21 protein-coding genes and 2 pseudogenes are annotated in these 24,915 nt (G+C 52.9%); 11 read left to right on the top strand and 12 right to left on the bottom strand.

All coding sequences use genetic code 11. The features are described 5' to 3' along the window. Positions 1 to 8: 8 nt before the first annotated feature. The 6 genes and pseudogenes from ybdG to A1SC_RS26120 all read right to left on the bottom strand — a co-directional run bounded on the left by ybdG (position 9) and on the right by A1SC_RS26120 (position 4,455). Positions 9 to 1,256 (bottom strand): mechanosensitive ion channel YbdG, encoded by a 1,248-nt coding sequence (gene ybdG / locus A1SC_RS00565; RefSeq protein ID WP_001153127.1) that lies wholly within the window; start codon positions 1,254 to 1,256, stop codon positions 9 to 11. A 107-nt stretch (positions 1,257 to 1,363) separates the two neighbouring features. Next, entirely contained in the window at positions 1,364 to 2,017 is a 654-nt protein-coding gene (gene nfsB / locus A1SC_RS00560) for an oxygen-insensitive NAD(P)H nitroreductase (RefSeq protein WP_001515940.1), read from the bottom strand. Positions 2,018 to 2,109: 92 nt separating this feature from the next. Further along, complete coding sequence (locus A1SC_RS00555; protein ID WP_000360970.1) at positions 2,110 to 2,478, bottom strand: MmcQ/YjbR family DNA-binding protein; 369 nt, start codon at positions 2,476 to 2,478, stop codon at positions 2,110 to 2,112. A 64-nt stretch (positions 2,479 to 2,542) separates the two neighbouring features. Then, complete coding sequence (locus tag A1SC_RS00550; protein WP_000682506.1) at positions 2,543 to 2,791, bottom strand: DUF1158 domain-containing protein; 249 nt, start codon at positions 2,789 to 2,791, stop codon at positions 2,543 to 2,545. A gap of 65 nt (positions 2,792 to 2,856) precedes the next feature. Next, a complete protein-coding gene (locus A1SC_RS00545; protein ID WP_000056358.1) occupies positions 2,857 to 3,975 on the bottom strand; it encodes a YbdK family carboxylate-amine ligase in 1,119 nt (372 codons plus the stop codon). A gap of 212 nt (positions 3,976 to 4,187) precedes the next feature. Next, positions 4,188 to 4,455: pseudogene (locus A1SC_RS26120) on the bottom strand (hypothetical protein). Between A1SC_RS26120 and A1SC_RS22830 the strand changes: the two are divergent. Beyond that, positions 4,388 to 4,573: pseudogene (locus A1SC_RS22830) on the top strand (Hok/Gef family protein); the annotation flags it as partial. The pseudogenes A1SC_RS26120 and A1SC_RS22830 overlap by 68 nt on opposite strands. A gap of 125 nt (positions 4,574 to 4,698) precedes the next feature. On the opposite strand, the gene entD reads toward A1SC_RS22830, so the two are convergent. Both entD and fepA read right to left on the bottom strand, forming a co-directional pair. Next, positions 4,699 to 5,319: an enterobactin synthase subunit EntD gene (gene entD, locus A1SC_RS00540; RefSeq protein ID WP_077633338.1), complete on the bottom strand. Its 621-nt coding sequence runs from the start codon at positions 5,317 to 5,319 to the stop codon at positions 4,699 to 4,701. A gap of 174 nt (positions 5,320 to 5,493) precedes the next feature. Beyond that, on the bottom strand, positions 5,494 to 7,734 hold the full coding sequence (fepA, locus tag A1SC_RS00535; RefSeq protein WP_016263031.1) for a siderophore enterobactin receptor FepA: 2,241 nt from the start codon (positions 7,732 to 7,734) through the stop codon (positions 5,494 to 5,496). 244 nt (positions 7,735 to 7,978) lie between these two features. Here fepA and fes point away from each other — a divergent pair, with 244 nt between their 5' ends. The 4 genes from fes to wzz(fepE) all read left to right on the top strand — a co-directional run bounded on the left by fes (position 7,979) and on the right by wzz(fepE) (position 14,660). Further along, complete coding sequence (gene fes / locus A1SC_RS00530) at positions 7,979 to 9,181, top strand: enterochelin esterase (protein ID WP_016263032.1); 1,203 nt, start codon at positions 7,979 to 7,981, stop codon at positions 9,179 to 9,181. Positions 9,182 to 9,183: 2 nt separating this feature from the next. Continuing rightward, positions 9,184 to 9,402: an MbtH family protein gene (locus A1SC_RS00525; protein ID WP_000885802.1), complete on the top strand. Its 219-nt coding sequence runs from the start codon at positions 9,184 to 9,186 to the stop codon at positions 9,400 to 9,402. Beyond that, a complete protein-coding gene (gene entF / locus A1SC_RS00520) occupies positions 9,399 to 13,280 on the top strand; it encodes an enterobactin non-ribosomal peptide synthetase EntF (protein ID WP_016263033.1) in 3,882 nt (1,293 codons plus the stop codon). Before A1SC_RS00525 ends, entF begins: the two co-directional genes overlap by 4 nt. A gap of 246 nt (positions 13,281 to 13,526) precedes the next feature. Next, entirely contained in the window at positions 13,527 to 14,660 is a 1,134-nt protein-coding gene (gene wzz(fepE) / locus A1SC_RS00515; RefSeq protein WP_016263034.1) for an LPS O-antigen length regulator Wzz(fepE), read from the top strand. On the opposite strand, the gene fepC is transcribed toward wzz(fepE), so the two are convergent. From fepC to fepD, 3 genes are read right to left on the bottom strand one after another with little or no spacing between them, the layout of a single operon-like run. Next, complete coding sequence (gene fepC / locus A1SC_RS00510; protein ID WP_000140656.1) at positions 14,657 to 15,472, bottom strand: iron-enterobactin ABC transporter ATP-binding protein; 816 nt, start codon at positions 15,470 to 15,472, stop codon at positions 14,657 to 14,659. The genes wzz(fepE) and fepC overlap by 4 nt on opposite strands. Next, positions 15,469 to 16,461: an iron-enterobactin ABC transporter permease gene (gene fepG, locus A1SC_RS00505; RefSeq protein WP_016248451.1), complete on the bottom strand. Its 993-nt coding sequence runs from the start codon at positions 16,459 to 16,461 to the stop codon at positions 15,469 to 15,471. The genes fepC and fepG overlap by 4 nt, the downstream gene beginning before the upstream one ends. Further along, on the bottom strand, positions 16,458 to 17,462 hold the full coding sequence (gene fepD, locus A1SC_RS00500) for a Fe(3+)-siderophore ABC transporter permease (RefSeq protein WP_016263035.1): 1,005 nt from the start codon (positions 17,460 to 17,462) through the stop codon (positions 16,458 to 16,460). The genes fepG and fepD overlap by 4 nt, the downstream gene beginning before the upstream one ends. Positions 17,463 to 17,572: 110 nt before the next feature. Between fepD and entS the strand changes: the two genes are divergently transcribed. Next, positions 17,573 to 18,823 (top strand): enterobactin transporter EntS, encoded by a 1,251-nt coding sequence (entS, locus tag A1SC_RS00495; protein ID WP_001041811.1) that lies wholly within the window; start codon positions 17,573 to 17,575, stop codon positions 18,821 to 18,823. A gap of 3 nt (positions 18,824 to 18,826) precedes the next feature. On the opposite strand, the gene fepB is transcribed toward entS, so the two are convergent. Beyond that, the gene (gene fepB, locus A1SC_RS00490; RefSeq protein WP_001515950.1) at positions 18,827 to 19,783 is read right to left on the bottom strand and encodes a Fe2+-enterobactin ABC transporter substrate-binding protein; all 957 of its coding nucleotides are present in this window, start codon (positions 19,781 to 19,783) and stop codon (positions 18,827 to 18,829) included. Between the two features lie 188 nt (positions 19,784 to 19,971). On the opposite strand from fepB, the gene entC reads away from it, so the two are divergent. From entC to entH, 5 genes are read left to right on the top strand one after another with little or no spacing between them, the layout of a single operon-like run. After that, on the top strand, positions 19,972 to 21,147 hold the full coding sequence (gene entC / locus A1SC_RS00485) for an isochorismate synthase EntC (protein WP_016248453.1): 1,176 nt from the start codon (positions 19,972 to 19,974) through the stop codon (positions 21,145 to 21,147). A 9-nt stretch (positions 21,148 to 21,156) separates the two neighbouring features. Then, positions 21,157 to 22,767 carry a (2,3-dihydroxybenzoyl)adenylate synthase EntE gene (gene entE, locus A1SC_RS00480; protein ID WP_016263036.1) on the top strand — a complete coding sequence of 537 codons (1,611 nt, stop codon included), beginning with the start codon at positions 21,157 to 21,159 and terminating at the stop codon, positions 22,765 to 22,767. 13 nt (positions 22,768 to 22,780) lie between these two features. Further along, entirely contained in the window at positions 22,781 to 23,638 is an 858-nt protein-coding gene (gene entB / locus A1SC_RS00475; protein WP_001515953.1) for an enterobactin biosynthesis bifunctional isochorismatase/aryl carrier protein EntB, read from the top strand. After that, a complete protein-coding gene (gene entA, locus A1SC_RS00470; RefSeq protein ID WP_016263037.1) occupies positions 23,638 to 24,384 on the top strand; it encodes a 2,3-dihydro-2,3-dihydroxybenzoate dehydrogenase EntA in 747 nt (248 codons plus the stop codon). Before entB ends, entA begins: the two co-directional genes overlap by 1 nt. 2 nt (positions 24,385 to 24,386) lie before the next feature. Beyond that, positions 24,387 to 24,800: a proofreading thioesterase EntH gene (entH, locus tag A1SC_RS00465; protein WP_000637956.1), complete on the top strand. Its 414-nt coding sequence runs from the start codon at positions 24,387 to 24,389 to the stop codon at positions 24,798 to 24,800. Positions 24,801 to 24,915 lie beyond the last annotated feature (115 nt).

Genomic DNA, 24,915 nt, shown 5'->3' on the forward strand with positions numbered 1-24,915 from the left:
TTTTTTAATTACTGCTTAAATGCTTCTGCCAGGGAGCGAATATCATTGCTGGTTGGTGACTGATGAAGTCGCAGACCAAACTCTTCGACGATGGCAAATATGTGGTCGAATATATCAGCCTGAATGCTTTCATATTCCAGCCACACCACAGTATTAGTAAACGCATAGATCTCAAGCGGTAAACCATTATCGCCGGGAGCTAACTGGCGCACCATTAAGGTCATATCTTTACGAATCCGCGGATGATTGCGTAGATATTCGTTCAGATAGGCGCGAAACGTTCCAATATTGGTCATTCGGCGCAGGTTTAATACTGACTCCGTAGAACCTTGCTGGCGATTCCACTCGTTAATTTCCTGATGGCGGCTGGTTAAATAGGGTTTCAACAAATGCGCTTTATTCAGCCGCTGCATTTCGGTTTCATCAAGAAAACGAATACTGGTGACATCAATACTGATGCTGCGTTTAATACGTCGACCGCCAGAGGCTGACATCCCGCTCCAGTTTTTAAAGGAGTCGGATACTAACGACCAGGTGGGAATAGTGGTAATGGTATTATCCCAGTTACGCACTTTGACGGTAGTTAAGCCGATATCGATCACTGAGCCATCCGCGCCGTATTTTGGCATCTCCAGCCAGTCGCCCAGTTTCAACATATCGTTCGCGGAAAGCTGAATCCCTGCAACCAGACCAAGAATCGGATCTTTAAACACCAACATCAGTACGGCAGCCATCGCGCCAAGACCACTGATCAGAATTGCCGGTGACTGACCAATCAGCAGTGAGATCATTAATATGCCGACCAGAATCGCGCCGATCAGTTTGATCCCCTGAAATATCCCTTTTAACGGCAACTGTTTTGCCGCCGGGAATTTCTGAGCCAGATTTAAAATAACATCCAGCAGGGAGAAGACTGAAAGCAGCGCATACATCATGATCCACAACTGCGCACAGGTGGTCAGGATATCAGCCGCTTCGGTGCCTTTTTGCAGCCAGAATACCGCCTGAATATTGACGATAATCCCCTGCAGGGTAAAAGCTAAACGGTGGAAGAGTTTATTCTGGGTAATGATTTGCAACCACAGCCGTGAGCTGGCGATGGCGCGTTTTTCGAAGGTACGCAGTACCACCCAGTGCAAAATAATATGCACTATTACGGCGGTCAGAAAAATAATACCGAAAATCATCACCATTGAGGTGGTGTGATCGATCTCAATACCCGCTAAATCTTCAACCTGGGATATTAAATCCTGCATAACGTCTCCTTTATACAACAGCGGCCTATGATGACGGGTGAAAGGGGGTTATGCAAATAAGTAAAATCTGAGGATAAATAGCCGGGCGGATGCCCGGCAAGGGAGAATTACACTTCGGTTAAAGTGATACTTTGTGGCAGACGAGATTTCGGCAGGGTAGCGTTAAAATCTTCGACGCTATGATGACCCACCGGAACGATCACCAGACTGGTGTAGCCTTTCTCTTTCAGACCAAATTCTTCATCGAGGATCGCGGCGTCAAAACCTTCGATTGGCACCGCGTCCAGACCCAGTGCCGCAACGCCCAGCAGGAAATTACCGACGTTGAGATATACCTGTTTTGCCATCCACTCTGCATCATCTTGCAGATCTTTACGGTGCATATCCGCGAAGAATTTGCGGCCTTTATCGTTCGCGGCTTTCGCTTCCGGCGTGGCAAAGCGGCCATCAGCATCTTCCTGGTCAACAACCAGCTTCAGCCAGGCATCGTCCATTGCGGTTTTCGCGCAGAACACCACGACGTGCGAGGCATCAAGTATTTTACGTTCGTTGAACACGTAATTATCGGCAGCGGATTTGGCGACACGCGCTTTGCCTTCTTCAGTGCTGGCAACGATAAAATGCCACGGCTGGGAGTTGGTGCTGGAAGGGCTGTATTGCAGCAGGGTTTTGATCTGCTCCGCCTGTTCTGGGGTAAGTTTTTTGTTGGCATCGAATGCCTTAGTGGAATGACGCTTTAAGGCGACAGAAATAATATCCATAAAGACTCCTTGTGAAAGACATTTGTGTGCCAGCAGATTACAAGGATCGAAGTAAAATGGTAAGCGAGAAAAATGCTCTATAGATTTACGTTTTAGCCTGGGCGCAGTCTTTTTTGATCGCGTTTGGCTAAGCCATCAACCACTAAATTCCATGAATCGTTGATCAGATCGCGAAGTAACGCTTCGGAGATTTCCTTGCCGGGATACACCGAAATCCAGTGCTTTTTATTCATGTGATATCCAGGCTTAATGTTCGGATATATCTGCTGATTTAACAGGGATTTTTGTGGATCGGACTTCAGATTTATGAAGGGGACGCCGCGCAGTTCTGACGACAGCATAAAAATCTTGCCGCCAATTTTAAAAACATCAAACTCCGGGCCAAACGGCCAGCAAAGCTCGACGAAAGGCAGCTCAAGCGCCAGGCGTTTCGCCGTTTCAAGCAGTGATTGCTTATCCATAAACTTTCCTTAAGGCGAAGGAGAATAAGCAAAGTATGCCGCGAACCGCGGCGATAATCGATGTTTAATCCGCCAGCGAGAACCAGCGTCGCCAGATAAATCTAAGAATAAAATATTCAATAGCGCCCAGCACTAAAAACCACAGACAAAATAACAAAGTGTAAAGCTGACTCAGATCCATCAGATGGAACGTGGCCATCAGTTTCTGTGCCAGCGTCAGCCCCAGCGCGGGGGCGGGCAGCAGCAGGCAAGAGAGGAAAGCCATCAACAAAATGCCTGCTGCGGCGGTCAAGGTTTCTAAAGGATGTTTCATAACATTGTTAAATGTAAGTTAAAACACCATTGTCAGGGATATTCTTCTGTAAGGCAATTCCCGACTTAGTCTCCGGCCCAAATCTCACAATGCTTTTTCACCAGCCCAATCAGCGAGCCGCCATCGGCAACGAAATCACGCATCAACTGTGCTTCATTCAGACCGCTGGCGACCTGGCGATGTAGGGCCTCAACCGCACTCGACGCACCAATTTTATGCGCAGAAGGGGCGATTTTTTCCAGCAATCGTAAGGTGTCTTCTGTTAGTGGCCGACGATCGCCGGTGTGTGGATCGGTAACAACGCCTTCCAGACCATAGCGGCAGGCCTGGAAACGGTTGAACTTATACAGCAGATAATCCTTTTCCTGATGCTTAAAAGGGCGTTCCGTCAGCAGCCAGTGAGCGGTGGACTGAATCAATCCCGCCATATTTATCGCATGGCTAAGGGTTAACGGGGTATCCATCACCCGAACTTCTACTGTGCCAAAATGAGGGCTGGGGCGAATATCCCAGTGCAAATCTTTAATGCTGTCGATCATCGTGGTGTAGCTCAGGCAGCGAAACAGGGCTTCGAATTGCTGCCAGTTACTGACCCACGGCATCGGACCATTATCGGGAAAGGCGGAAAAGATATTTGGCCGTGAGGAGACAAAATGGGTATCTGTTCCCTGCATATACGGCGACGCGGCAGAAAGGGCGATAAAGTGCGGCACAAAGCGCGATAAGCCGTGTAGCAAATAAATGGCGTCATCGCCACTGGCGCAGCCAACGTGAACATGCTGACCAAAAACAGTCGCCTGCTGAATGAGATAACCAAAGTGTTCCAGCGTCCGCTGATAGCGTGCGTTATCGCACACCTCCTGACGCTGCCATTTCTGAAATGGGTGCGTACCGCCACCGCAAATTTCCAGATGATTCTCCGCCGCAGCTTGCAGAACGACTTTCTGCATCGCTGAAAATTGCCCGGCAGCCTGGTTGATATCACGGCAAACACCAGTTGCCAGTTCCAGCATACTTTCGGTGATATCGTGCTTCACTTCCCCGGCGCTAATCTCACTTTTTACCGCATCAATTAGCGTTGAAGAGTCCTGACTAAGATCGTAGCCCGGCGGATTAACCACCTGCATTTCCAGCTCAATACCGAGGGTAAAAGGTTCAGAAATATGAAAATCGGGTAATGACATAGGTTTCTCTTATGTGGGCGTTTTCGTTTCAGTATAGAAGTGGGCGCGGCTGGGCGAGACGCGGAAGTTCTGGAATGTTTCTTTTTTTGGTGATGATGAACCGATTGCTACTGAAGCAATTTGGCTACTTTTGCAATGTGACAAGTTATGGCTGAGCTGGCTGGTGGCGAAGAATTTTGACGGTTGGGGCGTACAGAAAAACTGGCTCAGCTTCAGTTGATCTGATGAATTGTGGAAAGCCCGAAACAGGATTTACTGTATAAACAAACAGTTATTTTACTAAGGAAGGGTAAGATAACCGCGGGTGCCTGAAGCTTTCCGGTTTCAGGTTTACTCTGAGGTCTGGAAAGATGAAGCCCAGGAGATATTTCTATCAACCCTGGGGCTACCTACCCAAACCTGAACAATTTGGATGCTAGTCCCTTCTTCGCATGGAGGCAATATAAACACGCTGACGAAATATGCCCTTGTGGCAGTCATAGTACTGTGTTTGACGGTACTGGGATTTACGCTTCTGGTCGGAGACTCGCTGTGTGAGTTCACCGTAAAGGAACGTAATATTGAGTTTAAGGCTGTTCTCGCTTACGAACCGAAGAAATCGCCGCTGTGCGGGGAGAAATCCCTGCATATCCGGTTGTCAGGTCAGGAATGGTAGGGCACCTGCTTTACACTTTCGCCCGCGCTCAGTGATGGCTGCGGGCGAGCCACAGCAAGAGTTATCCATTAATCGTGTTGGCACAGCGTTATGATGTGTTTTCCTCTTATCTGCCAGTGCACAGCAAACATCTCGTCCTCCCAACGAATAATGATTCGCTGTTTATTCCAGTTAACCACCTGATAATTTAGAAATCCTGCGTCGGTCTGTATCTTGCTTGCCTTAAATGCACTCTCTTTTGCTGAAAATGCCAGTGTAAGTGCCACAGGGAAAGGTAAATTGCAGCCTGTAATAAACTCGCGTTCAGTGGGGGTAATGATGTTATCTGTCAATTCTCTGGCTGTGTGTGCAGAAAAAATTTCTTCGATATCCACACCAATCGGTTGGTGAGAGACGATTGCTATAGCCGTATCCCCGCAGTGACTAATACTGCCGTATAAGCCCGTAGGCCAAAGTGGTTGGCGATGTTCACCGATTGCGGGCACACATTTATAGCCATATCCCCGCAACGCATGAACAGCAGCAATCCGTCCGGCTAAATGTTCGGCTTTGCGTTTACGTCCGGCATGTTGCAGTTGTGCGTAATGCGGCAGCCAGAACAAATCCTGCTCGTGAAAACTTGCAGGATCGAACTCAACAATGTGCAGCGTATGTCCGGCAAAGGGAAGGGAGGTATGCGTGGTTTTCATTTCGCCCATATTAGAGACTGATGACAAACGCAAAACTGCTTGATGCGCTACGCTTATCAGGCCTACGTGGTTCTGCAATATATTTGAATTGGCAAGATTTTGTAGGCCGGATAAGTCGTTCACGCCGCATCCGGCATGAACGACACGCCCTTTGTCAACAATCTGACGTTAGTATCAGAAGTGAGTATTAATGCTCATATACCATGTCCGTCCTGGTTCGTTATAGGTATACGCGCCAGCACCTGCGATATAGTTCGCACCGGCAAGATCACCCGTGGTCTGGGCATTCCCTTCACGCCACAAACGCTTGTCGAACAGGTTATCCACGCCGCCAGTCAGACTGACGTTCTTCGTCACGTCCCAGGTCGCACTCAGGCCAACAATACTGTACGGGCTAATCTCTTTGGTTTCCGGGCCAACCGCTGGCTGGCCTTTGTAGTTATATTTCTTCGGCTGCTGTTTGCCATACCAGGTGAAGGTGGTTTGCATCGACAAATCTTCCCGCGCCTGCCAGCTCAGCGTTGAGTTCAACGTATACTCCGGGATGATCGACAAACGGTCTCCCGTGGTTTTGTTTTCACTCTTCAGCATATAAGTGATGTTGTTGGTCCACATCACCGTCTCGCTAACCGGCACGTTTAACGATCCTTCCAGACCTTCAACCACCGCTTTCGGCACGTTATCCCACTGATAGAGATCGGTGCCTGCCGCATTTTTCCCTACAGCCACATAGCCCGCTTCAATCTTGTTGCGATAGTCGTTACGGAACCAGGTCACGCCCGCCAGCCAGCCGTCGCGTTTGAATTCCAGACCAATCTCTTTGTTGATGCTGGTTTCTGCTTTCAGGTCATCGTTACCTTGTAGATAGCAGCCGCCTGCGCTGGCATAGCAGCCCTGACCTTTACTGTAGAGAATGTAGTTCGGGTTAGTCTGATACAGGCTCGGCGCTTTATAGGCGCGTGCGATACCCATTTTCAGCGTGAAGTCATCGCCTAAGCCTTGCGATACGTTTAACGCCGGGCTCCAGTTATTACCGACAATGCTGTGATGATCGAAACGCAGCCCCGGCGTTACGATGGTGCTGTCGGTCAGTTCTATATTGTCTTCTGCAAACAGCGAGAAAATTTCTGCTTTTGAATATGGGCTACGGTCGGTGGCACTCACACCATCAATAGCACCGCCGGTATTCGTTCCGGTCAGCGCCTGGGTGTTGGAACTCAAGTCCTTCATCCGCTGCTGATTCCACTCCGTACCCAGCGTCAGCGTCTGGTTAACGAAGAAATCAATCGGCAGGTTAACTTCGCTATGCAGCATCACGTCATCGAGATCGATATCGACGAAATCCTGCGTCGCTTTTTCGTTAAATTTTCCTTCGGTGCCGCCCGCCAGACCTTCCGGGATACGCGAGTTACGGGTGTGTTCATACTGCACCCAGTTGCTGGTGGTCACGCCGTTATCCCAGCCGCCGTTCCAGGTCAGCGAGTAGTTCTGGCGATAGAGACGGTTGGTTTCATCGCCGTATTTAGAGCGAGTGTAAGCATCAGAGTTGGTGTTCTGGGTATCGCCCGCATACAGGTTGCCCTGGCGGCTGTAACCTGCTTCCAGTTCCAGCGATTGCAGCGGTGCGAAGTCCCAGCGAACTACGCCGTTAATGTCTTTGTTGATCACCCCTTCGCGCCCGGCTGGTAGGGTAGTTGCATAGGTTCCTGCACGTGCGGACTGATGACCTTTGTTAATATCCCACGCGTCGGCCTGCGTTTTGTCGAGGTTGCCGTACAAACGGAAGCTGAACGCGTCGCCCAGTGGACCGGTGAGGCTGAAGTTGGTGCGTTTGGTGGCACCTTCCTCTTTATGTTCAGGGGCATTGAAATAAGCATCCCAGGAACCGTGCCACTCGCCACTGCCTTTTTTGGTGATGATGTTAACCACGCCACCTGCCGCACCGTTACCGTAACGGGCCGCCGCCGGACCACGCAAAACTTCAATACGTTCGATCATCTCAGGTGGCACCCAGGAGGTATCGCCACGGGTATCACGCTCACCGCGCCAGCCCTGACGCACCGAGTTGCGGCTGCTGACCGGTTTACCGTCAATCAAAATCAGGGTGTTTTCCGGACCCATGCCGCGAATATCAATCTGGCGGTTATTACCGCGCTGACCGCTGGTGGAGTTACCCGTCAGGTTTACGCCTGGCATGGTACGGATGATTTCCGATACATCGCGGGCCACCGGGTTTTTGCGGATTTCATCTGCGGTGATGGTCGAAACGCCGGGAGCCTGCAAGTTCTGCTCGGCGGCGGTCACGACAATGGTATCGTCCTGTGAAACAGGGGTATCGGTTGGCTCTTGTGCCTGCGCTACTCCATAAATCCCCAGATTGACCAACAAGGCCAGGGAATGAATCTTCTTGTTCATTGTTTTTTTTCCTGCATTTTTGCCACGAATTCCAACGGTCTAAAGAGACGTAAGCTGGATTGATGTCGCCCGTCACTGCGAAAACCTTTGATTCCTGAAAGACACGCAGTGCAGTTGGTTAATTAATGCCCGCGCTTGACATAGCGCGCCAATACGCTATTGCAAATGCAAATAGTTATCAATAATATTATCAATATATTTCTGTAATCAATGAAAAAATTCACAATAAACATAAGGTTATGATGTGACGGCGTTAAAGGTGGGAAGTGATAGCTGGTGGCAGTCGAAACATGGCCCGCAATGGCAGCGTCTTAATGACGAAATGTATCAGGTCACTTTCTGGTGGCGTGACCCACAAGGTTCTGAAGAACGCTCAGCGATAAAGCGCGTATGGGTCTATATCACTGGTGTTACCGATCATCATCAGAACAGCCAGCCCCAGTCGATGCAACGCATAGCAGGCACCGATGTCTGGCAGTGGACGACACAACTTAATGCCAACTGGCGCGGCAGCTACTGTTTTATTCCCACCGAACGTGCTGACATTTTTTCTACATCATCACCAGATCGCCTCGAATTACGCGAGGGATGGCAAAAATTACTCCCTCAGGCGATAGCCGATCCGCTGAATCCGCAAAGCTGGAAAGGAGGGCGAGGGCACGCTGTTTCCGCACTCGAAATGCCGCAAGCGCCCCTGCAACCTGGTTGGGATTGCCGGCAAACGCCAGAAAATTCAGCCAGGGAAATTACCTGGAGAAGTGAACGGCTGGGAAATTCACGCCGTGTATGGATTTTTACCACCGGCGATGTACCAGCCGAAGAGCGTCCGTTAGCCATTCTGCTCGATGGTGAATTTTGGGCGCAAAGCATGCCCGTCTGGTCGCCGCTGACTTCGTTGACCCGCCGTCAGCAACTTCCACCTGCTGTGTATGTGTTGATCGATGCCATCGACACCGCGCATCGTGCACGCGAACTTCCGTGTAATGCTGATTTCTGGCTGGCAGTACAGCAAGAGTTATTACCCCTGGTGAAAGCCATTACCCCTTTCAGCGATCGTGCTGATCGTACCGTGGTCGCCGGGCAAAGTTTTGGCGGCCTTTCAGCACTGTATGCCGGACTGCACTGGCCTGAACGTTTTGGCTGTGTATTAAGCCAGTCGGGATCGTACTGGTGGCCGCATCGGAGTGGGCAGCCGGAGGGGCAACTGATCGAACAGCTTAAATCAGGCGATGTTAGTGCTGAAGGCTTGCACATAGTGCTGGAGGCCGGGATTCGCGAACCGGTGATTATGCGAGCTAACCAGGCGCTGTATGCACAATTACAGACCACACAACAATCCATTTTCTGGCGTCAGGTTGACGGCGGACATGATGCGCTTTGTTGGCGCGGCGGTTTGATGCAGGGGCTAATCGACCTCTGGCAACCGCTTTTCCATGACAGGAGTTGAATATGGCATTCAGTAATCCCTTCGATGATCCACAGGGAGCGTTTTACGTTTTGCGCAATGCGCAGGGGCAATTCAGTCTGTGGCCGCAACCGTGCGCGTTACCGGCGGGTTGGGACGTTGTTTGTGAACCGCAGTCGCAGCAAGCTTGCCAGCAGTGGCTGGAAGCTAACTGGCATACTCTGACACCCGCGAATTTCACCCAGCCGCAGGAGGCGCAATGAGTCAGCATTTACCTTTGGTTGCAGCGCAATCTGGCATCTGGATGGCAGAAAAACTGTCTGATTTACCTTCCGCCTGGAGCGTGGCGCATTACGTTGAATTAACCGGAGATATTGATGCGCCATTACTGGCCCGCGCGGTGGTTGCCGGGGTAGCACAGGCTGATACGCTGCGGATGCGTTTTACGGAAGATAACGGCGAAGTCTGGCAATGGGTCGATGACGCGATGACGTTCGAACAACCAGAAATTATCGACCTGCGTACCAACATTGATCCTCACGGCACTGCGCTGGCATTGATGCAGGCTGATTTACACCAAAACCTGCGCGTCGATAGCGGTAAACCGCTGGTGTTTCATCAGCTCATTCAGATTGCGGATAACCGCTGGTACTGGTATCAACGTTATCACCATTTGCTGGTTGATGGCTTCAGTTTCCCGGCGATTACCCGCCAAATTGCCAACATTTACTGCACATGGCTGCGGGGCGAACCAACGCCTGTTTCGCCGTTTACTCCTTTTGCTGAAGTGGTGGAAGAGTACCAGCAGTACCGCGAAAGCGACGCCTGGCAGCGTGATGCAGCATTCTGGGCAGAACAGCGCTGTCAGTTGCCGCCGCCAGCTTCACTCTCTTCCGCACCTTTGCCTGGGCGTAACGCTTCGGCGGATATTCTGCGCCTGAAACTGGAATTTACTGACGGTGAATTCCGCCAACTGGCTACGCAATTACCAGATGTACAACGTACCGATCTGGCTCTTGCACTGGCAGCCTTGTGGCTGGGGCGATTATGCAACCGCATGGACTATGCCGCCGGATTTATTTTTATGCGCCGCCTGGGATCGGCGGCGTTGACGGCAACCGGACCTGTGCTCAACGTTTTGCCATTGGGTATTCACATTGCAGCGCAAGAAACGCTGCCGCAACTGGCAATCCGGCTGGCAGGGCAGTTGAAAAAGATGCGCCGCCATCAACGTTATGATGCGGAACAAATTGTGCGTGACAGCGGACGTGCGGCGGGAGAGGAACCGCTTTTCGGCCCGGTACTCAATATCAAGGTATTTGATTATCAACTGGATATTCCGGGCGTGCAGTCGCAAACTCACACCCTGGCAACCGGTCCGGTTAATGACCTTGAACTGGCGCTGTTCCCGGATGAGCACGGTGATTTGAGTATTGAAATCCTCGCCAATAAACAACGTTACGATGAGTCAACGTTAATCCAGCACGCTGAACGCCTGAAAATGCTGATTGCGCAATTTGCCGCGGATCCGACGCTGTTGTGTGGCGATGTCGATATTATGCTGCTAGACGAATATGCTCAGTTGGCGCAGATCAACGCCACCCAGGTCGATATTCCTGAAACCACACTGAGCGCGCTGGTGGCAGAACAGGCAGCGAAAATGCCGGATGCTCCGGCTCTGGCAGATGCACATTACCAGTTCAGCTATCGGGAAATGCGCGAGCAGGTGGTAGCGCTGGCTAATCTGCTGCGTGAGCGCGGCGTTAAACCCGGCGACAGCGTAGCGGTGGCATTGCCGCGCTCGGTCTTTTTGACCCTGGCATTACATGCGATTGTTGAAGCAGGCGCGGCCTGGTTACCGCTGGATACGGGCTATCCGGACGATCGTCTGAAGATGATGCTGGAAGATGCACGCCCGTCGTTGTTAATCACCAGCGACGATCAACTGCCGCGCTTTAGCGATGTAGCAAATTTAACCCGCCTTTGCTATAACGCCCCACTTACCCCTCACGACAGTGCGCCACTGCAACTTTCGCAGCCGCACCACACCGCTTATATCATCTTTACTTCCGGTTCTACCGGCAGGCCGAAAGGGGTGATGGTCGGGCAGAAGGCTATCGTTAATCGCCTGTTATGGATGCAAAACCATTACCCGCTGACAGGTGAAGATGTCGTTGCTCAAAAAACGCCGTGCAGTTTTGATGTCTCAGTATGGGAATTTTTCTGGCCGTTTATCGCTGGGGCAAAACTGGTAATGGCAGAGCCGGAAGCGCACCGCGATCCGCTCGCTATGCAACGGTTTTTTGCCGAATACGGCGTGACGACCACACACTTTGTACCGTCGATGCTGGCGGCGTTTGTTGCTTCGCTGACAGCGGAAACCGCTCGCCAAAGTTGCGCGACGTTGAAACAGGTGTTCTGTAGTGGCGAAGCATTACCGACCGATTTATGCCGTGAGTGGCAGCAATTAACCGGCACGCCGTTACATAATCTCTATGGCCCTACAGAAGCGGCGGTGGATGTGAGCTGGTATCCGGCCTTTGGCGATGAACTGGCGGCGGTGAGTGGTAGCAGCGTACCGATTGGCTATCCGGTCTGGAACACGGGGCTGCGCATTCTTGATGCGATGATGCATCCAGTACCGCCGGGTGTTGCGGGAGATCTCTATCTCACCGGCATCCAACTGGCGCAGGGTTATCTTGGACGACCCGATCTCACAGCCAGCCGTTTTATTGCCGATCCGTTCGCTCCTGGTGAACGCATGTATCGTACTGGCGATGTGGCTCGCTGGCTGGAAAATGGCGCGGTGGAGTATCTCGGGCGCTGTGATGATCAGCTAAAAATCCGTGGTCAGCGTATTGAACTGGGTGAAATCGATCGCGTGATGCAGGCGCTGCCAGATGTCGAGCAGGCCGTTACCCACGCTTGTGTCATTAACCAGGCGGCAGCAACCGGCGGTGATGCGCGTCAGTTGGTGGGGTATCTGGTGTCGCAATCAGGTTTGCCGCTGGATACCACTGCACTGCAGGCGCAATTGCGCGAAACATTGCCGCCGCATATGGTGCCTGTAGTTCTGCTGCAACTTGCGCAGTTGCCGCTCAGTGCCAATGGCAAGCTGGATCGCAAAGCTCTGCCGTTGCCGGAACTAAAAGCCCATACGTCGGGACGTGCGCTGAAAACGGGCAGTGAATCGATTATTGCTGAAGCGTTTTCGTCATTACTGGGTTGTGACGTGCAGGATGCCGACGCTGATTTCTTCGCTCTTGGCGGTCATTCGCTACTGGCGATGAAACTGGCAGCGCAGTTAAGTCGACAGTTTGCTCGCCAGGTCACACCGGGGCAGGTGATGGTGGCATCAACCGTCGCTAAACTGGCAATGATTATTGATGGCGGAGCAGAAAACGCCCAGCGTCTGGGATTTGAAACCGTTCTTCCACTGCGTGAAAGCAATGGCCCGACGCTGTTCTGTTTCCATCCGGCGTCCGGTTTTGCCTGGCAGTTTAGCGTGCTCTCGCGTTATCTCGACCCACAATGGTCGATTATCGGTATTCAGTCACCGCGCCCCAATGGCCCCATGCAGACGGCGACAAACCTGGATGAAGTATGCGAAGCGCATCTGGCAACATTACTGGCACAACAACCTCGTGGCCCTTATTACTTGCTGGGTTATTCGCTGGGCGGTACGCTGGCGCAGGGTATCGCGGCGCGACTGCGTGCTCGTGGCGAACAGGTAGCATTTCTTGGTTTGCTGGATACCTGGCCACCAGAAACGCAAAACTGGCAGGAAAAAGAAGCCAACGGTCTGGATCCGGAAGTGCTGGCGGAGATTAACCGCGAGCGCGAGGCGTTCCTGGCGGCACAGCAGGGAAGTACTTCAACGGAGCTGTTTACCTCCATTGAAGGCAACTATGCTGATGCGGTGCGATTGTTGACCACTGCTTATAGTGTGCCATTTGATGGTAAAGCCACGCTGTTTGTTGCTGAGCGTACATTACCGGAAGGTGTCAGCCCGGAGCGCGCCTGGTCACCGTGGATTGCAGATCTGGATATTTATCGCCAGGATTGCGCGCACGTGGATATTATTTCTCCGGAGTATTTTAAAGAAATAGGGCCATTAATAAATACACTAATTAATAACTAACCGTACGTTATTAACGAATCTGCCATAACCTCATGCAAAACCATAATCCGACTAAATGATTATGGTTTTTTTATTCTTAAAAATTATTTATTTCTCTGAGAACGGCATCATTGCTGGGATTGCTGAGTTTGCTATTCACTTTTGGATAATAATAGTGAAAGAGTTCTTTCGGATAATTCTCAGATCCTGTTAGAATGTTATAAACATTGTTGTGCTTTTATGGACTAAAATCTCAGGTTCAACCACATGTCATCACTGAATATTAAGCAGGGAAGCGACTCTCATTTTCCCGATTATCACCTGGCGTCGCCCAGTAATAATGAAATTGATTTACTTAATCTAATCGACGTTTTATGGCGGGCAAAAAAAACGATCATGGCAGTCGTTTTTGCGTTTGCCTGCGCAGGTTTACTTATCTCTTTCATCCTGCCGCAAAAATGGACCAGTTCGGCTGTCATCACCCCCGCAGAGGCTGTTCAGTGGCAAGACCTGGAGAAAACTTTCACTAAACTCCACGTGCTGGATCTCGATCTCAATATCGACCGCGGTAGTGTTTTTAATCTTTTTATCAAAAAGTTTCAGTCGGTTAGCTTGCTGGAAGAGTATCTGCGTTCATCACCTTATGTTATGGACCAACTAAAAGAGGCGAAAATCGACGAACTGGATTTGCATCGCGCTATTGTCGCATTGAGCGAAAAAATGAAAGCGATTGATGACAATGCCAGTAAGAAAAAAGATGAGCCGACACTTTATACTTCCTGGACGCTAAGTTTTACCGCGCCCACCAGTGAAGAAGCCCAGACCGTTCTGGCAGGGTATATCGATTATATCTCTACGTTGGTGGTGAAAGAGTCGCTAGAAAATGTGCGTAATAAACTGGAAATTAAAACCCAGTTCGAAAAAGAAAAACTGGCCCAGGATCGGATTAAAACCAGAAACCATCTTGATGCAAACATTCAGCGCCTCAATTACTCACTCGATATTGCTAATGCGGCAGGAATTAAAAAACCCGTTTACAGTAATGGTCAGGCAGTAAAAGACGACCCTGAGTTCTCTATTTCTCTCGGCGCAGACGGTATTGAGCGTAAACTGGAAATTGAAAAAGCGGTCACTGATGTTGCCGAACTGAACGGTGATTTACGTAATCGCCAGTATCTTGTTGAGCAATTAACAAAAGCAAATGTCAGCGATGTCAATTTTACGCCGTTTAAATATCAGTTGCGTCCGAGTTTGCCGGTGAAAAAAGACGGTCCTGGCAAAGCGATTATTGTGATCCTTGCCGCGTTGGTCGGCGGTATGGTTGCGTGTGGCAGCGTGCTTTTGCGCCATGCAATGGCATCCAGAAAACAGGATGCCATGATGGAAGGTCACTTAGTTTAAATCTTCGCGGTTGAAGGTGCCGTTCGTCCGAGCGGCACCACCAATGGTGTTCCTGCCACGGGATCATCAATAATCATGCAGCGCAAACCATAGATACGCTCAATTAATTCGGCAGTGACAATCTCCTTAGGTGCACCCTGGGCGATAATTTTTCCTTCTCGCAGCGCAATCAAATGGCTGGCGTAACGACAGGCCTGGTTGAGATCGTGCAGCACCGCAGCCAGCGTATAGCCTTTCTCGCGGTTTAGTTCACTGAGCAACTCCAGCAAATCAATCTGATGACTGATATCCAGCCAGGTCGTTGGCTCATCGAGCAACATAATCGCCGTTTCCTGGGCCAGCACCATCGCGATCCACGCTCGCTGTCGTTGCCCGCCGGAGAGGGTATCCACGCTTTGATTCGCCAGATGAGTAATTCCCGTGGCCTGCATCGCTTTTGTAACCGCCTCTTCGTCTTCTTTCCGCCAGCGGGTAAACAACGGCTGATGCGGATAGCGCCCACGCGCTACCAGCTCCTGAACGGTGATGTCGCCCGGCGTGGTAGCGTTTTGCGCCAGCAGACCAATCCGGCGTGCGACCTCTTTACTGGCGAAACGCTGAATCTGTTCGCCATCCAGCCAGACATGCCCGTGAGCGGGTGTCATCAGACGACTTAACGTGCGCAGCAACGTGGATTTACCGCAGCCGTTTGGCCCGATAATCGCCGTGAAATGACCGTCAGGGATCTCTACGGTCAGATTTTCCGCAACGGTATATTTGCCATATCCCAGGGTTAACTGCTCGCCGCGCAAACGGGCTACTGATTCGGTCATTTTTTGCGAGACTCCTGAATTAACAAGACGATAAGGTAAATACCGCCGAGGCTGACGGTGACGACGCCAACCGGAAGTTGATACGGCATAAACAGTTGCTGAGCGCAGAGGTCTGCTGCCAGCAGTAACAGCGCGCCACATAGCGCCGCCTGGGTCAGCCCCCAGCGAGCGGTGCCGCTAATGCGTCGGGCAATATGCGGCGCGACCAGCGCAATAAAGGAGATCGGCCCCGCCAGTGCAGTTGCAGCAGCGGTAAGCACCACCGCCACCAGCATCATTAACAGACGCGAGCGTTCGACGCTGACGCCCAGCGCGCAGGCGGTATCATCGCCCATCTCCAGCAAGCGCATCCGCCTTACCAGCAAGGCTGCGGCAATTAACATCAAAATAATGATTGGTGCGGAAGGCCAGGTTTTCGCCCATGTCAGGCCGTTGAGCGAGCCGGCATTCCACAAACCCGCCGTTAGCGCCGTCTCTAATGAGGCTTTAAGCAATAGCCAGGTATTAAAGGCCACCAGCATGGCGCGAACGCCGATACCGATAATAATCAGGCGAAAGGTGTCGATACCGTTACGCCAGGCGAGCAGCCAGACCAGTAGTGAAGTGACAATGCCACCCGCCATTGCTGCCAGGGCGATAGCCGTCAGGTCCTGACCAAACAGTACCATCGCCACCAGCACGCCGCTCCACGCCCCGGTGTTAAAGCCCATCACGTCAGGGCTGCCGAGTGGGTTACGCATCAGCGACTGAAAAATAGCGCCGCTGACGCCCAGCGCCGCGCCAATTAACAGCGCCATCAGCACGCGCGGTAAGCGCCATTCGGTGACGACCATTGTCATACTGCGGGGAGCATCACCCATCAGCGCGGCGAATACCTGCGATGTTTCCAGTGTCACAGCACCACTGCGTAATCCCCAGATGCCCGCCACGATACAGGCGGTAATCAGCAACAAACAGGTTATGAGTAATCTGCGAGAGACGTAAATCATGCGCCACCTCGCGTTTTACGTCGGACGAGGAAGATTAATACCGGTGCGCCAATAAAGGCGCTGACCACGGAAACGCGCAGCTCGCCGGGCACAATCACACGCCCGATGATATCGGCAAACAGCAGCAGGACAGGCGTGGCGAGTAGTGTAACGGGGAGTGACCAGCGATGATCTGCTCCTACCAACCAGCGTGCCATATGCGGCATCATCAGGCCAATAAAGGCAATCGGACCCACCACTGCCGTCGCACTACCGCAAAGCACAGTAATCGCCAGCAGACCAATCAACTGTGTGCGCGCTACGCGGCTACCCAGCGCCGTCGCGGTGTCGTTTCCCAGACTTAAACTATTCAACGCACGACTCAGTAAGAGTGCGGTTGCTCCGGCGATCAGCACCGGGATCAGCACCACTTTTAAGGTATGGAGGTTGCGAATATCCAGTGAACCGGCTTGCCAGAAACGCAACTGATCGTAGACGTCAGGATTAAGCAGGGCGATGCCGCTGGTCAGCCCTTCCAGTACCGCCGCCAGCGCCACGCCCGCCAGGGTTAAACGCACCGGACTTAACTGCCCGCCGCCCTGGCTGCCGGTAAAGGCAACAATCAACGAGGCCACCAGCGCGCCAGCGAAAGCCATCGCCAGTTGTTCCTGGGCGGAAGAGTAACCAAACAGCGCTGCGCCGAGCACAATGGCAAAGCTGGCTCCGGCGTTCACGCCAAGCAAACCGGGATCGGCAAGCGGGTTTCGGGTGAGGGTTTGCATTAACGCCCCGGCAAGGCCAAGCGCTCCGCCCGCCAGCAATCCGGCAAGGGTGCGCGGCAGTCGGGCGTCGAGCACGATGGTGCAGTCGGCGCTCTGGCAGGTGCCGGAGAGTGCCTCCAGTACCACGGAGGCGGGGAGTGATTTTGCCCCAATGAGCAGGCTTAATGCCGTCGCGATAATCAGTAATAACAGCAATCCGGGCACGGCAATGGCGCGTGTCACGGCAACAGAACCAGACATACGAACTTCCATGATAATGAAATTAATTATCGTTATCGATCTTATTTGGATATGTTAGCATGTGCAGCCTAAGAATAGGTATTTAAAATATTTGATGGCAAGGCATTGTAATGAATAAACAATCCTGGCTGCTTAACCTCAGCCTGTTGAAAACGCACCCGGCGTTTCGCGCAGTATTCCTCGCTCGTTTTATCTCAATTGTTTCTCTGGGGTTGCTCGGCGTCGCGGTGCCGGTGCAGATCCAGATGATGACGAATTCCACCTGGCAGGTTGGGCTTTCAGTGATGCTGACCGGCGGCGCGATGTTTGTCGGTCTGATGGTCGGTGGTGTGCTGGCGGATCGTTATGAGCGCAAAAAAGTGATTTTGCTGGCGCGCGGCACCTGTGGCATTGGCTTTATTGGTCTGTGTCTGAACGCGCTGTTGCCGGAGTCATCACTATTGGCAATCTATTTACTCGGTTTATGGGATGGTTTTTTTGCCTCGCTGGGCGTTACGGCGCTGCTGGCGGCAACGCCTGCGCTAGTTGGGCGGGAAAACTTAATGCAGGCCGGGGCGATTACCATGTTGACCGTGCGCCTGGGATCGGTAATTTCGCCCATGATGGGTGGCTTACTGCTGGCGACTGGCGGCGTCGCCTGGAACTACGGGCTGGCGGCGGCAGGAACGTTCATCACTTTACTGCCTCTGTTAAGCCTTCCGGCACTGCCGCCGCCACCGCAGCCGCGTGAGCATCCGCTGAAATCGCTTCTGGCAGCCTTTCGTTTTCTGCTCGCCAGCCCGCTGGTGGGCGGCATAGCGCTGTTGGGTGGGTTGTTGACGATGGCGAGTGCGGTGCGGGTACTGTATCCGGCGCTGGCAATCAACTGGCAGATGTCGGCGGCGCAGATTGGCTTTCTCTATGCGGCAATTCCGCTCGGTGCGGCAATCGGGGCGTTGACTAGCGGGAAACTGGCGCATAGCGTGCGGCCAGGATTGTTAATGCTGCTTTCCACATTAGGTTCATTTCTCGCCATTGGTTTGTTTGGCCTGATGCCAATGTGGATTCCGGGCGTGGTTTGTCTGGCGCTGTTCGGCTGGCTGAGCGCGGTCAGTTCGTTGCTGCAATATACAATGCTGCAAACGCAAACTCCGGAAGCGATGTTAGGGCGGATTAACGGTTTGTGGACGGCGCAGAACGTGACAGGCGATGCGATTGGTGCGGCGTTGCTGGGCGGTCTGGGGGCGATGATGACACCGGTTACATCCGCCAGTGTCAGTGGCTTTGGCTTGTTGATTATCGGTGTATTGTTGTTGCTGGTGCTGGTGGAGTTGCGCCGTTTTCGCCAGACGCCACCACAAGCGGCAGCGTCCGACAGTTAATGCTTAGAACAGCGCCTTAAGTCGTTCCAGCACTTGCATGGCGCTGTAGTAATCCAGACGGAACGTCTCGGTTCCCAGTGCATAAACCTGCTTGTTCTGTACTGCAGGCAGGTGCGCGAGCAGCGGATTAGCATAAATTGCATCGGCATCTTTCTGATCGCCGGCGAACAGGAACAGCGACTCACCGTTTAACCCGGCAGCCAGATTTTCTCCACCAAGCTGAATGATGTCATGGCGTTTGCCCTGACTTTGACTGGCGTTTAAGCCCGCTGGCAGTTTTGCCAGCGTAAAGCCGAGTTGTTCCAGCATCTGCCCTTGTGCTGATTCCGGCGTCCAGAGATTGGCACTGTGTGCAGCGGCGGTATAGACAATGGCAGTGACCGGCTGCGGCGGTAATTTGATTTGCTCTTTCGCTGCCGCCAGTTGCTTATCAAACTGCGCAATCCGCTCTGCCGCTTGTTTCTCATGCCCGGTAATTTCGCCAAGTTGCGTTAACAGCGACTGCCAGCTTTTGTCGTCGTAATTGATAATTAAGGTCGGCGCGATGGTGGAAAGCTGATCGTACAGTGGCATTGCAGAATCGCCGCCGGTTGCGCTAATCAAAATCAGATCCGGCATTTGTGCGGCTACCGCTTCGGCGTTCGGTTCTCCGATATAGAGGCGCTGCAGTTTGCGTTCCTTCGCAACATCGCTCCACTGGCGCAAGAATCCCTGGTCGTCCGCGACGCGGTTATTCGGCGTAGTTGCACCACTGGCAATCACCGGAGCGTCTATCGCCAGCAGCGACCCCGTCAGCGTGACGCTGGTTGAGACGATGCGCTGTGGCTGGCTTTCCAGCGTATGGCTGCCGCGGCTGTCAGTCACCTGACGCGGCCAGTCGGCGGCCTGCACTGCGGATATTCCTGAAAGCAAAAGTCCTGCTAAGAAAAGGGTCTTACGGTAGAGCGGGGCGAGTCTCACGAATCAGCGTCCTGTTATTAGTGAAGTTAATGCTTCTCATTTTCATTGTAACGACAAGCAGATGCAAGCCCGAGTCGTAGATTGTGTTGCGGCAAGAGTTGACATAGTGGCTGTTTGCTTTTAGGTTAGCGACCGAAAATATAAATGATAATCATTATTAAAGCCTTTATCATTTTGTGGAGGATGATATGGATACGTCACTGGCTGAGGAAGTACAGCAGACCATGGCAACACTTGCGCCCAATCGCTTTTTCTTTATGTCGCCGTACCGCAGTTTTACGACGTCAGGATGTTTCGCCCGCTTTGATGAACCGGCTGTGAACGGGGATTCGCCAGACAGTCCCTTCCAGCAAAGACTCACCGCCCTGTTTGCTAATGCCAAATCGCAGGGCATTAAAAATCCAGTGATGGTCGGGGCAATCCCCTTCGATCCACGTCAACCTTCATCGCTGTATATTCCCGAATCCTGGCAGCCATTCTCCCGCCAGGAAAAACAAGCTTCTGCGCGCCGTTTTACCCGCAGCCAGTCGCTGAATGTGGTTGAACGGCAGGCAATTCCGGAACAAGCCACGTTTGAACAGATGGTTGCCCGTGCCGCCGCACTTACCGCCACACCGCAAGTCGACAAAGTGGTGTTGTCACGGTTGATTGATATCACCACCGATGCCGCCATCGACAGCGGCGTACTGCTGGAACGGTTGATCGCGCAAAACCCGGTTAGTTACAACTTCCATGTGCCGCTGGCCGATGGTGGCGTCCTGCTCGGAGCCAGCCCGGAACTGCTGTTGCGTAAAGATGGCGAGCGTTTTAGCTCGATTCCGTTAGCCGGTTCCGCGCGTCGTCAGCCGGATGAAGTGCTCGATCGCGAAGCGGGTAATCGTCTGCTGGCGTCGGAAAAAGATCGCCATGAACATGAACTGGTGACCCAGGCGATGAAAGAGGTACTGCGCGAGCGCAGCAGTGAGTTACACGTTCCCTCCTCTCCACAATTGATCACCACGCCGACGCTGTGGCATCTCGCAACGCCCTTTGAAGGTAAAGCGAATTCGCAAGAAAACGCACTGACGCTGGCCTGTCTGCTGCATCCAACCCCCGCGCTGAGCGGTTTCCCGCATCAGGCCGCGACCCAGGTTATTGCTGAACTGGAGCCGTTCGACCGCGAACTGTTTGGCGGCATTGTTGGCTGGTGCGACAGCGAAGGTAACGGCGAGTGGGTAGTGACCATCCGCTGCGCGAAGCTGCGGGAAAATCAGGTGCGTCTGTTTGCCGGTGCGGGGATTGTGCCTGCGTCGTCACCGCTGGGGGAGTGGCGCGAAACGGGCGTCAAACTTTCTACCATGTTGAATGTTTTTGGATTGCATTAAGGAGTGAGGATGAGCATTCCATTCACCCGCTGGCCGGAAGAATTTGCCCGTCGCTATCGGGAAAAAGGCTACTGGCAGGATTTGCCACTAACTGACATTCTGACGCGACATGCTGAGAGTGACAGCGTCGCGGTTATTGACGGCGAGCGGCAGTTGAGTTATCGCCAGTTGAATCAAGCGGCTGATAACCTCGCGTGTAGTTTGCGCCGTCAGGGCATTAAACCTGGTGAAACCGCGCTGGTACACTTAGGTAACGTCGCTGAACTTTACATTACCTTTTTCGCGTTGCTGAAACTGGGCGTTGCGCCGGTGCTGGCGCTGTTCAGCCATCAGCGTAGCGAACTGAACGCCTATGCCAGCCAGATTGAACCGGCATTACTGATTGCCGATCGCCAACATGCGCTGTTTAGCGGGGATGATTTCCTCAATACATTTGTTGCAGAGCATTCCTCCATTCGCGTGGTGCAACTGCTGAACGACAGCGGCGAGCACAATTTGCAGGATGCGATTAACCACCCGGCAGACGGTTTTACTGCCACGCCGTCGCCTGCCGATGAAGTGGCGTATTTCCAGCTTTCCGGCGGCACGACCGGCACGCCGAAGTTGATCCCGCGTACCCATAATGACTATTGCTACAGTGTGCGCCGTAGCGTCGAGATTTGTCAGTTCACGCAACAGACACGCTACCTGTGCGCGATTCCGGCGGCTCACAATTACGCCATGAGTTCGCCTGGATCGCTGGGGGTTTTTCTCGCAGGCGGCACTGTGGTTCTGGCGGACGATCCCAGCGCCACGCTCTGTTTCCCATTGATTGCCAAACATCAGGTTAACGTTACCGCACTGGTGCCACCGGCAGTCAGCCTGTGGTTACAGGCATTGAGCGAGGGCGAAAGCCGGGCGCAACTCGCCTCGTTAAAACTGTTACAGGTCGGCGGCGCGCGTCTTTCTGCCACGTTGGCGGCGCGTATTCCCGCAGAGATTGGCTGCCAGTTGCAGCAGGTGTTTGGCATGGCGGAAGGGCTGGTGAACTACACCCGTCTTGATGATAGCGCGGAGAAAATTATCCATACCCAGGGCTACCCAATGTGTCTGGACGATGAAGTGTGGGTTGCCGATGCCGACGGAAATCCATTGCCACAAGGGGAAGTCGGGCGTCTGATGACGCGTGGGCCGTACACCTTCCGCGGTTATTACAAAAGCCCGCAGCACAATGCCAGTGCCTTTGACGCCAACGGTTTTTACTGTTCCGGTGATCTGATCTCCATAGATCCAGACGGTTACATCACTGTGCAGGGGCGCGAGAAAGATCAGATCAACCGTGGCGGTGAGAAGATCGCTGCCGAAGAGATCGAAAACCTGTTACTGCGCCATCCGGCGGTGATCTATGCCGCGCTGGTGAGCATGGAAGATGAGCTGATGGGCGAAAAAAGCTGCGCTTATCTGGTGGTAAAAGAGCCGCTGCGTGCGGTGCAGGTGCGTCGTTTCCTGCGTGAACAGGGTATTGCCGAATTTAAATTACCGGATCGCGTGGAGTGTGTGGATTCACTTCCGCTGACGGCGGTCGGGAAAGTCGATAAAAAACAATTACGTCAGTGGCTGGCGTCACGCGCATCAGCCTGAAGGAGAGAACACGATGGCTATTCCAAAATTACAGGCTTACGCACTGCCGGAGTCTCACGATATTCCGCAAAATAAAGTCGACTGGGCCTTTGAACCGCAACGTGCTGCGCTATTAATCCATGATATGCAAGACTATTTTGTCAGCTTCTGGGGCGATAACTGCCCGATGATGGAGCAGGTGATCGCTAATATTGCCGCCCTGCGTGACTACTGTAAGCAACACAATATTCCGGTTTATTACACTGCCCAGCCAAAAGAGCAGAGCGATGAAGATCGGGCGCTGCTGAATGATATGTGGGGGCCGGGCCTGACGCGTTCGCCGGAACAACAAAAGGTGGTGGATCGCCTGACGCCAGATGCTGACGATACAGTGCTGGTGAAGTGGCGCTACAGCGCGTTTCATCGTTCCCCGCTGGAGCAAATGCTTAAAGAGAGCGGACGTAACCAACTGATTATTACCGGAGTGTATGCGCACATCGGTTGTATGACCACTGCGACCGACGCGTTTATGCGCGATATTAAACCGTTTATGGTGGCTGATGCGTTGGCCGATTTCAGCCGTGACGAGCATTTGATGTCGCTGAAATATGTTGCCGGGCGTTCCGGTCGGGTGGTGATGACTGAAGAGTTACTGCCAGCACCGATCCCTGCCAGTAAAGCGGAGCTGCGCGAGGTGGTTCTGCCGTTGCTGGATGAATCTGATGAACCGTTTGATGACGACAACCTGATCGACTACGGTCTGGATTCGGTGCGCATGATGGCGCTGGCGGCGCGCTGGCGCAAAGTGCATGGCGATATCGATTTTGTCATGCTGGCGAAAAATCCGACCATCGACGCCTGGTGGAAGCTACTCTCTCGCGAGGTGAAATAATGAATTTCAGCGGCAAAAATGTCTGGGTAACCGGCGCGGGGAAAGGCATCGGCTATGCCACGGCGCTGGCGTTTGTTGACGCGGGAGCAAAAGTCACAGGCTTTGATCGGGCATTCACGCTGGAGCATTATCCCTTTGCGACTGAAGTGCTGGATGTTGCTGATGCCGGGCAGGTGGCGCAAGTCTGCCAGCGGCTGTTAGGCGAAACGCAGCGCCTGGACGTGCTGGTCAATGCGGCAGGAATTTTGCGCATGGGCGCGACAGACCAACTGAGTAAAGAGGACTGGCAGCAGACTTTTGCGGTCAACGTCGGCGGTGCGTTTAACCTGTTTCAACAGACCATGAATCAGTTTCGCCGTCAGCGGGGTGGAGCGATTGTTACGGTAGCGTCCGATGCCGCACACACGCCGCGTATTGGTATGAGTGCTTATGGCGCGTCGAAAGCGGCGCTGAAAAGTCTGGCGTTGAGCGTCGGGCTGGAACTGGCAGGTAGTGGAGTACGTTGCAACGTGGTTTCGCCGGGTTCCACCGACACCGACATGCAACGCACGCTGTGGGTGAGCGATGACGCGGAAGAGCAGCGTATTCGCGGCTTTGGTGAGCAGTTTAAGCTTGGCATTCCACTGGGGAAAATCGCCCGTCCGCAGGAGATCGCCAACACGATTTTGTTCCTCGCCTCCGATCTCGCCAGCCATATCACGCTACAGGATATCGTGGTGGATGGCGGCTCAACGCTGGGAGCATAACTGTGATCTGGAAACGTCATTTGACCCTGGATGAACTGAACGCTACCAGCGATAACACGATGGTGGCGCATCTGGGAATTGTTTACACCCGTCTGGGGGATGATGTGCTGGAAGCCGAAATGCCGGTCGATACCCGTACTCATCAGCCGTTTGGTCTGCTGCACGGCGGCGCGTCGGCGGCGCTGGCAGAAACGTTGGGATCGATGGCTGGATTTATGATGACTCGCGACGGGCAGTGCGTGGTGGGGACGGAACTTAATGCCACCCATCATCGCCCTGTCTCGCAGGGAAAGGTGCGTGGCGTCTGTCAGCCGCTGTATCTTGGGCGACAAAATCAGAGCTGGGAGATTGTCGTTTTCGATGAACAGGGACGGCGTTGCTGCACCTGTCGGCTGGGTACGGCGGTTTTGGGATGAACCCGACAGAATAAAATGAGATTGCAGGAAAACTCGGTTAATGGAGTGATCGAGTTAACATTGTGAAGTTAATTATTGGTTTTAACTCTTATTTGTTTAGTTATCGCGTTGTTAA

The sequence above is a fragment of the Escherichia sp. KTE52 genome (genome assembly GCF_000408325.1).
GTDB lineage: Bacteria > Pseudomonadota > Gammaproteobacteria > Enterobacterales > Enterobacteriaceae > Escherichia > Escherichia marmotae.